9 protein-coding genes are annotated in these 11,802 nt (G+C 36.0%); 4 read left to right on the top strand and 5 right to left on the bottom strand.

The window, feature by feature from the left end; all coding sequences use genetic code 11:
- The first annotated feature begins 38 nt into the window (after nt 1–38).
- The 4 genes from ACXR6G_RS17260 (at nt 39) to ACXR6G_RS17245 (ending at nt 5,040) form a co-directional block, all read left to right on the top strand.
- Nucleotides 39–1,301 carry a 6-phosphofructokinase gene (locus ACXR6G_RS17260; protein WP_458362699.1) on the top strand — a complete coding sequence of 421 codons (1,263 nt, stop codon included), beginning with the start codon at nt 39–41 and terminating at the stop codon, nt 1,299–1,301.
- A 166-nt stretch (nt 1,302–1,467) separates the two neighbouring features.
- Nucleotides 1,468–1,911: a hypothetical protein gene (locus ACXR6G_RS17255; RefSeq protein WP_458362698.1), complete on the top strand. Its 444-nt coding sequence runs from the start codon at nt 1,468–1,470 to the stop codon at nt 1,909–1,911.
- Nucleotides 1,912–3,883: 1,972 nt separating this feature from the next.
- Nucleotides 3,884–4,462 (top strand): acetate uptake transporter, encoded by a 579-nt coding sequence (locus ACXR6G_RS17250; protein WP_458362697.1) that lies wholly within the window; start codon nt 3,884–3,886, stop codon nt 4,460–4,462.
- Between the two features lie 152 nt (nt 4,463–4,614).
- Nucleotides 4,615–5,040: a BLUF domain-containing protein gene (locus tag ACXR6G_RS17245; protein ID WP_458362696.1), complete on the top strand. Its 426-nt coding sequence runs from the start codon at nt 4,615–4,617 to the stop codon at nt 5,038–5,040.
- Between the two features lie 261 nt (nt 5,041–5,301).
- On the opposite strand, the gene ACXR6G_RS17240 is transcribed toward ACXR6G_RS17245, so the two are convergent.
- From ACXR6G_RS17240 to ACXR6G_RS17220, 5 genes are all read right to left on the bottom strand, one after another.
- Nucleotides 5,302–6,948, bottom strand: coding sequence for a BCCT family transporter (locus ACXR6G_RS17240; RefSeq protein ID WP_458362695.1), 1,647 nt, complete (start codon nt 6,946–6,948; stop codon nt 5,302–5,304).
- A 20-nt stretch (nt 6,949–6,968) separates the two neighbouring features.
- On the bottom strand, nt 6,969–8,129 hold the full coding sequence (locus ACXR6G_RS17235) for a hypothetical protein (RefSeq protein ID WP_458362694.1): 1,161 nt from the start codon (nt 8,127–8,129) through the stop codon (nt 6,969–6,971).
- Nucleotides 8,130–8,762: 633 nt separating this feature from the next.
- A complete protein-coding gene (locus ACXR6G_RS17230; protein ID WP_458362693.1) occupies nt 8,763–9,635 on the bottom strand; it encodes a glycine betaine ABC transporter substrate-binding protein in 873 nt (290 codons plus the stop codon).
- A 24-nt stretch (nt 9,636–9,659) separates the two neighbouring features.
- Nucleotides 9,660–10,520 (bottom strand): ABC transporter permease, encoded by an 861-nt coding sequence (locus tag ACXR6G_RS17225; RefSeq protein WP_458362692.1) that lies wholly within the window; start codon nt 10,518–10,520, stop codon nt 9,660–9,662.
- Nucleotide 10,521: 1 nt separating this feature from the next.
- On the bottom strand, nt 10,522–11,766 hold the full coding sequence (locus tag ACXR6G_RS17220) for a quaternary amine ABC transporter ATP-binding protein (protein ID WP_458362691.1): 1,245 nt from the start codon (nt 11,764–11,766) through the stop codon (nt 10,522–10,524).
- Nucleotides 11,767–11,802 lie beyond the last annotated feature (36 nt).

Here is an 11,802-nt window from a genome sequence, read left to right as displayed (position 1 = left end):
AAACAAAAAATCGAGTTTGCTGTTTTTCATCAAACTGAATGTCTAAAATTGATGCTAGACGTAAAATACAACTAAATACCATGAGAGAGTCAATCGTAATATTATGTGGTGGAGGACCAGCTCCAGGAATTAACACCGTAATAAGTAGTGTCGGAAAAGTATTCTTAAAAAATGGCTACCGTGTTATCGGTATGCACGAGGGATACAAGGGTCTTTTTTCTGAAACTCCTGAAACTCAGGATCTGGATTTCCCATTTTTAGATGGCATCTTCAGTAAGGGTGGTTCTTCTCTTAAAATGAGCCGTTTCAAGCCAAAAGACACGGATTTTAACACAAACTTCTTCGTTAAAAACAATGTCAAACTATTGGTGACCATTGGTGGTGATGATACGGCTTCCACAGCCAATCGAATTTCTAAATATTTAGAAGACAACCAAATTTCCATTTCAAACATACATGTTCCTAAGACAATCGACAACGATCTTCCATTACCAATAGGCTCTCCTACTTTTGGATTTCATTCTGCTAAAAACGAAGGAGTACGTATAGCTACAACGGTTTATGAAGATGCTCGTACCTCACAAAACTGGTTTGTATTATCAGCAATGGGACGCGAAGCAGGTCACTTAGCTTTTGGTATTGGAGCATCCGCTCACTTTCCAATGATTATTATTCCTGAGATGTTTAATAAAACAGATATCTCAGCTGAAAAAATAGCCAACCTTGTGATTTCTTCAATCATTAAGCGTCGTATTCTAGGTCTTAATTACGGAGCAGCTATTATTAGTGAAGGCGTTTTCCATTTTATGGATACTGAAGAAATTGAGAGTACTGGTATTAATTTCACCTACGATGCTCATGGTCACCCTGAGTTATTTAACGTGAGTAAATCGCATGTATTCAACATGTTTATTCAACGCAAGATTAAATCATACAATCTAAATATTGGTACTCGTCCAGTAGAATTAGGTTTCGGATTGCGTTGTTGTCCTCCCGTTGCTTACGACTTGGATTTATGTACCATGTTAGGAAATGGTGTTTACAAGCTATTTAAGGCTGGGAAGTCTAAATGTATGGTAACTGTTGATCCTAAAGGAGATTCTTCTCCTCTATTCCTTAAAGATGTTGAGGATGAAAATGGAAAGGTAAGACCTCGTTTGGTTGATGTCAACAGTGAGAAAGTTCAAACAGTTATGAATAATAACTTGCATTACTTATGTGAGGAAGATTTGGAAGCAGCTAAAGCCTACTTACCAGATGCTGAGAACTTTTTATTCAAAAAAATCTTGAACTGGGAATAAACTATTCCACAGCATAAATTTAAAAACCCATTTCGTTTATTCGATTTGGGTTTTTCTTATTATTTCAAACTCTATTATCGATAAAACATATGATTTTTGATAACTAGTTCTATTGTAGATTTTTTTCACTAATTTGTATACTCTAGTAATCAAATCAAAAGGAAAAATGGAACTAACTAGTCATTATAAAGTTTTTCATGAGAAGAGATTTGTTGTTGAATATCATGAAGGTGAAGGTACGCTTGAAAAAGTTAAAACATTCAAAATAAAAGAGGCTAAGGACCCAAACTACTCGCCAGACTATGATTTATTCATGGATATCAGAAAAGTTACTATTAAAGGGATGAAAAGAGATGTGAAAGGATATATCGATTTTGCAAACTCTCACCAAGGCATTTCTGGACATCGTAAATTAGCTGTTATTACCAGTACGCCTCGCCATGTTGTTTTCTTTACCTTTCTGAATATGTTTAAAATGAGATTACCCCAAATTATGAAAATATTTAGCTCTGTGGAAGCAGCTCTGCTCTGGCTAGGGGAACCCATTTCAGTAGAGGATGTGGATTCTTACTTAAAGAATCTAAAAAATGAAACAAAAATTTACGTCTAAATTATTCTTTATTTTCCGATCATAAAATTTTAGTCATTTGAATTCTAGAACATTAAAATCAATCCTTTTATTGATCTACCACCGATGCTCGTTTTCACAGAAAGATCAATTAAAATTATTTTCAATAAAAAGTCTTCAAACGCTTGTTATATCTAATAAAAGCGATACTTTTGCCAACGCTTTGAAACAATACAGACTCTGTATTTCAATCAAATCAACAATCGATCAAATCTTTCTTTTAAATAAGAATTAGATATAAAGATCTTTCTCACACCTGGCTTCCACCTGTGTGAGTTAAGCTAAACCGTCATCATTTATTTGGTGACGGTTTTTTGCTTTTAGTATTTTTCAGCGCAATTATCTTGACAAAAAAACTCACAGATAGCATCCCATTAAAAAAAATATTTTTATTTACGTTACCATACATTATGGTAAAATCACCACAAATAAAAACGCCACGTCACTGGATAAGAGAAGCTTCTCTCCAAAGCCACAACAACCAATAAACAGTGCTGTTTTACATTAATATCTCCTAATGAAAATCAAATCCAACAGAATTAACTTTCACACTTGTTTTATTAAATAAAAGGTCTACTTTTGCAGCGCTTCTAAACAAAATAAGAGTTTCTGGTTTGAAACTTTAAACTTCGATTTTGTAAGGAATTCAATTGATCAATCTTCCTTTTTTTTAAAGGATCAGATATAAAGATCTTTCTCACACCTGGCTTCCACCTGTGTGAGTTAAGCTAAACCGTCATCATTTATTTGGTGACGGTTTTTTGCTTTTTAGTATTGTCCCATGACAATTCACATGCCCAACAGCTCAAAGACAGCATTAAATAAAAAACTTTATTTTTATTTACCATACCATACATTATGGTAAAACAACCACAAATAAAAACTGCACGTCACTGGATAAGAGAACCTTCTCTCCAAAGCCACAACAACTAATAAACAGTGCTGTTTTACATTAATATCTCCTAATGAAAATCAAATTCAACAGAATTAACTTTCACACTTGTTTTATTAAATAAAAGGTCTACTTTTGCAGCGCTTCTAAACAAAATAAGGGTTTCTGGTTTGAAACTTTAAACTTCGATTTTGTAAGGAATTCAATTGATCAATCTTCCTTTTTTTTAAAGGATCAGATATAAAGATCTTTCTCACACCTGGCTTCCACCTGTGTGAGTTAAGCTAAACCGTCATCATTTATTTGGTGACGGTTTTTTGTTTTTTAGTATTTTCCCATGATAATTCACATGCCCAACAGCTCACAGACAGCATTAAATAAAAAACTTTATTTTTATTTACCATACTATCCTTACAGATAAAAACACAACAAAAAAAACGACACATCACTGTATAAGAGATTCTTCTCTCCAAAGATACAACAGCCAATAAACAGTGCTGTTTTACATTAATATCTCCTAATGAAAATCAAATTCAACAGAATCGCCTTTTACACTTGTTTTATTAAATAAAAGGTCTACTTTTGCAGCGCTTCTAAACAAAATAAGGGTTTCTGGTTTGAAACTTTAAACTCCAATTTTGTAAGGAATTCAATCGATCAATCTTCCTTTATTAAAGGATCAGATATAAAGATCTTTCTCACACCTGGCTTCCACCTGTGTGAGCTAAGCTAAACCCTTATCATTTATTTGGTAAGGGTTTTTTGCTTTAGTTTACGTTTTAACATATAGAAGAAATTCCACTCTTTTTATTCTATTAACAAGCTAATTATGTACTCTTCCACTTGATTTATTATTTATATTGAGTCTTTACCCACATCATCACAACAACTTATCAGACTGATTATTAAACCTATCTCAATTTCCAAAAGCCTCCCTTACTATCGTCTATTTTACATTAGCTAGATTGATTCAAATAATCTAGCTAATAATTAGACATCTACTGTTGCTATCTCTGATAAAAAGAATACTTTTGCGGCTGCTTTTTACAACAAAATTTAAAAATGGAAAACACACAATTCATTATTCAAAAGGACAACACAGCGAATCCTGGACCTCTAGGACTTTGTGGCTTTGGATTAACAACTATTCTATTGAACCTTCACAATGCAGGTTTATTTGGCATGGATACCATGATTCTTGCTATGGGCATCTTTATGGGAGGAATCACACAAGTAATTGTCGGAACTATGGAGTGGAAAAAGAATAACATCTTTGGAACCATGGCTTTTACATCATACGGTATCTTCTGGTTAACATTGGTGTTTTTAATGATGCTTCCAAAAATGGGATTGGGTACTGCTCCTACTCCAATATCAATGGGATACTACCTTACAGTTTGGGGAATTCTTTCATTAGGTTTCTTCGTGGTAACCCTTAAGTTAGGTAAAGCGATGGCTATTCTTTTTGGATCCGTTGTTTTATTATTTGCTCTATTGGCAATTGCAAATTTCACAGGTAATCACATGATTCATACTATTGCAGGTATCGAAGGTGTTATTTGTGGTTCAATTGCAGTTTACATTGCAATGGCACAGCTTTTCGAAGCGGTATACGGACGTCAGCTACTTCCTTTGAAGTAATTATATAAAGATCTTTTTCACACTTGGCTTCCACCTGTGTGAGTAAGTTAAGCCCTCATCATTTATTTGGTGAGGGCTTTTTAATTGGCTTTATTTTTCCTCTTGGAGAAGTATTGGTATATTTAGTAGACATGAATCAAAATCCCCCAACTATGGCAGATTTAATCCATATTGTCTATTTAAGTTATTCAGAAAAAGAATTATCCGAAAGTGAATTGAATGGCTTCCTGGCAACGATTCGTAGAAAAAATGAGATTCAAAACATCACAGGCTTGCTTCTCTATAACGATGAAGCTTTCATTCAGGTTATTGAAGGCAAAAAAGACACCATACTTAATCTCTTCGATATCATCTCCAATGATTCACGGCATTCAAATATTGTAAAATTACTAGAGGAGCCCATTACAAAACGAGCTTTCCCAGATTGGGCTATGGGCTTTCGTAAGCTCGATAAGCAACAGAACGTTCAGATACCTGGCTTTTCTGATTTCATGCAAAACAAGCGGTCTGAAATTGATAATAAAGAATGTGCAGTAGCAGTCAAACACCTATTGTACAGCTTTCGAAAACACACCTAAAAACAGATATTCTAAAATAAAAAAGAGACGCAGCTCTTGGCGAGGGCACTGAAAACTACTTATTTTGAGGATTCAACCTTAAACTAAGGTCGTATTAAGAGTTTTGGTTCAACTATTGCATCCAGCGTTCATTTCAGTAAACGCATTTAAATCAAGATGAAACGATATGGTTTTAAAAAAGCAGTAAAAAGATGATTGCATCAACTTTTTACTGCTTTAACTATATAAGAGACTTTTTCAGTGCTCCGCTCTAGGCTACATTTATTCTAAAACACATTCGACCTCTTTCTCTTCAACTTTCAGATTTTTAATTTCATCCAGCTCATTCAGTTCATCCAGTTCATCCAGTTCATCCAGATTGATGAGGGTGGAATCTTCCTCATATTCCGTTAAGGATTTATAAAAACTGTAGCACATGACAATTAAAATCAATGAAAAAGGTATTGCGGTTAAGATCGATGCCGTTTGTAAAGCTGTTAAACCGCCTCCAATCAAAAGAACTGCAGCGAGTAAACCTTCCATAGATGCCCAGAAAATCTTCTGCCCTTTAGGTGCATCATGTCGTCCACCCGAGGTTAGGGTATCGACAACAAATGAGCCGGAATCTGACGAGGTTACAAAAAAGCTAGCCACCAAAATCACTGTAAGAATTGATGAAAATGTTGTGAATGGATACTGCTCGAGAAGATGATAGATGGCAGTTGCTACATTATTATTTACAGCTTCTGTAATCGCATGGTTTCCGATGAGTTCCTGAAAAATCGCAGATCCTCCGAACACAGTCATCCAAAGCATGGTTAATAAGGTTGGTACCAACATAACACCAAAAATAAATTCTCTGATGGTTCGTCCCTTAGAGATTCGGGCTATAAAAATACCGACAAAAGGCGACCATGAAATCCACCATGCCCAGTAAAACACAGTCCATGAACTTTGCCAATGTTTGCCTTCTCCCACCCCTCCAAAAGAATTCGTCCAAAAACTCAAGTCGAAGAAATTACCAATATAATGACCAATATTTTGAATAAAGGATTTGAATATAAAAAGAGTTGGACCAGCGATAAGCATAAATACCAATAAAATAATTGCAAATCGCATATTCCATTCACTCAACATTCGTATCCCTTTATCTAATCCTAAAATTAGAGATAGCGTTGCTAAAACGGTGATAACAACAATTATAATAACCTGAACAGCATTGCTATTTTCTATCTGGAAAAGGTATTCCAGACCAGCATTAATTTGTTGAGCACCTAAACCCAAAGAAGTAGCCAGACCAAATATGGTTGCTATTACGGAAATAATATCAATCATATCGCCAATTGGGCCATATATTCTGTCTCCTAATAAGGGATGAAAGATAGACCGTATGGTCAAAGGCAATTTCTTGTTAAAGGTGAAAAATGCCAAGGCAACCCCAACAATAGCATACAATGCCCAGGCATGTACGCCCCAGTGCAAAAAGGTGATGCCCATTGATGTTTTTGCAGCCAACACAGCGTCTTTACTAGAGCCTAGGAAAGGATTGCTGTTAAAATGAAAGATAGGTTCTGCCACACTCCAAAATAGAAGTCCGATCCCCATACCAGCACTAAAAAGCATGGAAAACCAACCCACTCGGGAAAACTCGGGTTTGGCATCTTTACCACCAATTCTGATTTTAGCATATCTCCCGAAACCAAGATATAATGCAAATACCAATAAGGCATTTACAAGAAGGATGAAGAACCATCCAATTTTATCGGCAACATAGTTTTGAGTATTGGCAAACCATTGTTCCATAGGTTCACCAACGATTAAAGTCGTACTTACCAGTGCCGTTATTATAAGTAAAGAGGTAATAAAAACCGGTCCGTTGGCTTTTATCCCTAAAAATGTTTTTTTGTCACTCCTAATTCTTTCTCTCATCCTATATGATTCCTTTTTGATTAAAAGTAATAGCCTACATTAATATTGAAACGCATTTCCCATTCAGCATTAGGGGTTCCTTCAGCCAAAGCATTGGTCCATTCAGATCCCAACCAAGGCTGATTTTTTCCTGCGGCCAAATCAAAATAAGTGTAAATGTTACCTGCTGTAAACATGGCACCCGTTACATTCATCATAGAACTTTCGAAATTGCTTTCTGCCTTATCCATATACCCAAAATCGTTATAGATAACTACACTAGATACAGGCCCCCATTCTAGAGGAATAGAATAACTTAAACCAAGCGTATAGATACTTGCTTCTGCAGCAACCAAATAAGGTGCACCATAGGCAGTCATGGCAACAACATCATCTCGTTCGCCAACTGGATTCTCAGGACTGTATTTATAATTTACAAACTGAGCTTTTACTCCAAATTTACCCGCCTTCAATTCGTAATAGGCAGCAAGGGCATAATGGTTTCCAATATCTTCGGTATCTATATTGTACAAACCTCCGTATTGTGCAGATACACCCAAACGATGCTTGGCATTCGCATTATTAATTTTATAAGATAAATCTCCATTCAGTTGATTCACCTCTTTATTTCTGAGAATAAGATTCCCATCTGCATCAGAAGTTGAACCCACATCGTAAGAGTAACGACTGTTGGAAACATCTGAATTATTTCCAAATTGAAGTTCTTCTGCATTTTTAAAGAAAGCCAGACTGTAGTCCCACTTTTCCCCTCGATGAGTATACTTTAGTCCCATGTCGTGATCATCTTCCAGACCTACATAGTAGTTTAAGCTAAAGAACCAAGAATTTGAATTGTATGATGTAATACCAAAAGGCACTTGAGTCAAACCGAATTGCAATTCGTCATTTTCATTAAAATCGTAAGCAATCCAACCTTGTTTCAACATGGCTCCACCAAAACCTTCTGAATAAAATCTGTATTCAGCATTCAATTTTAAGCCTTTGTATTTTGCTTTGGCATTTAATCGGAATACATCGAAACCCAAATCACCACCGCGTTTTTGTTGTGCGTCTTTCCAGCTAGAATAATTGTAATTAAATCGTAATGCTCCGCCAATATCAACAGTAGGTTTCTCTTGAGCTTGCACGGAAAAAGTGGCCATAAGGAAACAGATCCCCAGCCACGTTTTTAAATAAAACATAAATGTAAATTAGATGAATATCACATGCAGAATAATGGGTGCATGCATTGGGTATCCGTTTTTAAAACGAATATATAGGTAATCTTAATTGTTGGATGGAGGGAGGAATTTATCAGACAGAATTCTGAAAATAAGAAACTGAAAGCTATAGATTCTGGTATTTCTTTTATTGTGAAGTTCGCTTGGTTTTAATCCCATAGCGGACAAATGTAGTTATTAATTACTAACCACCAATATAATTGGTTGATTTGTAAGCATATTCCATTTCAAAACAGAAACAACTTCACCTTTTACTGTTAATTTGTGCCATTACTATACTCTGATAGGGAGCTGGATAGTGGGAGCTTAAACGAGTAATTACACCATGATGAAAAAGATCTTATCGATTGCTCAAAATACGAGATTGTCCTAGAATTCACATGTTGTAAATGAAAAAAACTGTAAAACCATTCAAATTTAGGCTTTACATCTTTGGCATAATCACCTAAATTGATGTTGATTAATAATACCAACATGCTGTTTTGAAATGTAAATATAACAAACAGAGATCCCATTAGCTGAAACACATAAAAAGAGTCGCATTAATAAAATGCGACTCCTTATATATGTTAATGTAAAGTTTCAGCTTCTAGATTACTTCATCCAAGAATCAACCAATACTTTATTGCTTGTATACCATTCAGTAGCTCCAGCTTCTTCTCCCTTGTTTTTAATGGTTGTCATTAATTCGTACAACTGAGCTTCTTCAAGTTTAAAGTTTCTGAAAAAAGTAGCAGCCACAGGTTGGTCTTTTTCAAATCCTTTTCGCGAAATAATTGTGCAGGCATCCTTTGGGTAAATTCCCTTAGGATCTTCTAAATATTTCAAGTCGTTTTTGGTCCATTTAAAATGAGGTTTCCAACCCGTTACTGCAATCCATTCTTTATGCTTGATTGCCTTCTCAAGACTAGCCACCATTGCAGGTCCACTTGATGTAATTTGTTCGAAATCGAGCTTATATGCGTCGATTGCTTTAAGTGTGTTGGCATGAATACCAGCACCACTACCGATACCAATAATTTCACCCTCAAATTTCTCTTTATTGGCGTTCAATTCTTCTATAGAGTTAATCGTAACATAGGCAGGAACTACTAAACCAGTTGTACCCTCGCTAAAGGATTCGCCTAATTTCACCAGCTTATCACCATAATCTGCCCAGTATTCTTTGTGCGTATTCGGAAGCCATGCATCAAGAAACACATCACCTTTTGAATCCTCTTTTGACAATTCGCCGTAGATCATGCCTGGTGCCAGGTTAGTTAGTTCCACTTCAAAACCATTTGCTTCAAGTGCTGCTTTTGCCAAATAAGTGAACGCAATTCCTTCACTCCAATTTGGATAAAAGATGCTAACTTCTTTTTTATCTTCACTTTTTTCTTTTTTCTTCCCACTGTTATTGCATGAAGTAACTGAAAAAGTTAACATTACAACAACAAGCAAGATTCCTAAATCTCTTAATTTCAACATAATTCTATTTATAAATTATTATAATTATTTTTTTGCGATAGCTTGTGTGATTCTGTCTAAAATTATGGCCAATATCACAATGCCCAATCCAGATTCAAAACCTTTTGCAACGTCGTTCTGCTGAATTCCCTGATAAACAATACTTCCCAAACCTTTAGCTCCTACCATTGAAGCGATAACCACCATTGATAAAGCCAATAGTATTACCTGGTTAATTCCGGCCAAAATAGTCGGTTTTGCCAAAGGCAACTGTATTTTAAACAAAATTTGCTTTTCGGTTGCACCAAAAGCCCGCCCTGCCTCGATCACATCCGACGGGACATTTTGAATTCCCAGACAAGTTAAACGTACGGCCGGTGGGAGCGAGAAAATCACTGTAGCTACAACTCCAGGCGTATTTCCTACACTAAAAAAGAAAATAGCCGGAATCAGATAAACAAAGGCTGGCATAGTTTGCATTAAATCAAGTATGGGCCTAATAATCACGTCAGCTGTTTTGCTTCGAGCAGCCAAAATTCCCAATGGAATACTCAAAATAAGGGCAATCAGGGTTGAAACAATAACCAAGGTGGTTGTTTGTATGGATTCTTTCCAGTAGCCCATTGCGTAAATTAAAAACAATCCAAAAATGACAAATAATGCCATTCCAGCTCCTTTTTTTAATCCTTCTATTTTAAAAGCATTTTTCCCAGCATTGGCATAATAAGCCCCCAAGGCTACAAATACAATAATGATATAAAAAGGAATGCCCAGCAATACGTCGTTCATACCATCAACCGTCCATGAGATAACGTCATCAATAGCTCCCCATAAGCCGGAAAAGTTCTCTTCCAGCTTATTAATTCCGGATTCTATATATTTACCTAGATCAATTAATTTTTCCATATTACATTTCGTTTGCACGATCTTTTAGTTCACTTATCTCTTTTTTACCAAATCGCGTCGCTTCAATAATCAACGACGTTTGAGATACTAGTCCAAGTAACTTCCCAGTTTCATCCCCTATAACAGCCAGAGGGTATTTAGTCCCTGTAATTAAGGGTAACATATCTTCTACTGAATAGCTTTTATATACACTAGGGACATCTGTCTTCAGAGCTTTCTCAATAGAGGTTTCTTTTTCTTTTTCCAATTCCAGAAGGTCCTGCAACCAGACGTAACCAAGAAATACTCTATTCACATCCTCTACAGGAAGCACATCAAGTCCAACTGTACGCATTTTACGAATGGCTCCTCTGGGACCATCTTTAGGCATTTGAACCAGCGTGTTTTTTGTAAACATTAGAGTTTCAGCCGTAATAATAGTTTTTCGATCTACTTTATGAACAAAAGCTTCAACATATTCAGTTGCCGGATTTGTTAGAATTTCTTCCGCTGTTCCAATCTGGTCCACAACACCATCTTTCATAATCGCAATACGGTCACCAATTTTCATGGCTTCATCCAAATCGTGAGTAATAAATACAATCGTTTTTTGCAACTTGCTTTGTATTTCCAGAAGCTCATCCTGCATATCCGATTTAATGAGTGGATCGAGAGCAGAAAACGCTTCGTCCATAAGCAAAACTTCCGGATCATTTGCCAGGGCACGTGCCAAACCGACCCGCTGTTGCATACCTCCAGACATTGCCGATGGATATTGATGTTCATAACCTTTTAAGCCCACGGTTTCGAGAGCCTCCTGGGCTTTTACTTCCCGAGCCAGCTTTTCTTCTCCCCTAATCTCTAGTCCAAAAGCAGCATTCTCAATAATCGTTCTGTGTGGCAGGAGACCAAACTTTTGAAATACCATACTCATTTCTGTACGTCTGGTTTCCAATAGTTCTTTATTTGTTTCGCGGGTAATATCATGTTCATCGAAAAAAACTTTACCGGCCGTAGGATTGATAAGTCGGTTCAAACAGCGGATTAAAGTAGATTTTCCACTACCCGACAAACCCATAATAACAAAAATCTCTCCTTCCTTAATTTCAAAATTAACCTTGTTGACCCCAACAGTACATTTTGTTTTCTTCAGAATTTCTTCTTTTGAAACCCCTTTCTCAAGTAGAGCTAGTGCCTCTTGTTTACGTTTTCCGAAAATCAAAGTTAAATCTTCAACCTTAATTTTTATTTTTCTTTTATCCACCATAACATCTCATTTTTCTAATAAATACCCCTGGGCAAG

This window comes from Ancylomarina sp. YFZ004 (genome assembly GCF_054254355.1).
The sequence above is the reverse complement of the archived record's forward strand: the minus strand, read 5'-3'. Positions and strand labels throughout refer to the sequence as shown.

Coding starts and splice junctions, on each gene's coding strand:
- ACXR6G_RS17260 (WP_458362699.1), top strand. CDS start 39: ATGTCTAAAATTGATGCTAGACGTAAAATACAACTAAATACCATGAGA.
- ACXR6G_RS17255 (WP_458362698.1), top strand. CDS start 1,468: ATGGAACTAACTAGTCATTATAAAGTTTTTCATGAGAAGAGATTTGTT.
- ACXR6G_RS17250 (WP_458362697.1), top strand. CDS start 3,884: ATGGAAAACACACAATTCATTATTCAAAAGGACAACACAGCGAATCCT.
- ACXR6G_RS17245 (WP_458362696.1), top strand. CDS start 4,615: ATGGCAGATTTAATCCATATTGTCTATTTAAGTTATTCAGAAAAAGAA.
- ACXR6G_RS17240 (WP_458362695.1), bottom strand. CDS start 6,948: ATGAGAGAAAGAATTAGGAGTGACAAAAAAACATTTTTAGGGATAAAA.
- ACXR6G_RS17235 (WP_458362694.1), bottom strand. CDS start 8,129: ATGTTTTATTTAAAAACGTGGCTGGGGATCTGTTTCCTTATGGCCACT.
- ACXR6G_RS17230 (WP_458362693.1), bottom strand. CDS start 9,635: ATGTTGAAATTAAGAGATTTAGGAATCTTGCTTGTTGTTGTAATGTTA.
- ACXR6G_RS17225 (WP_458362692.1), bottom strand. CDS start 10,520: ATGGAAAAATTAATTGATCTAGGTAAATATATAGAATCCGGAATTAAT.
- ACXR6G_RS17220 (WP_458362691.1), bottom strand. CDS start 11,766: ATGGTGGATAAAAGAAAAATAAAAATTAAGGTTGAAGATTTAACTTTG.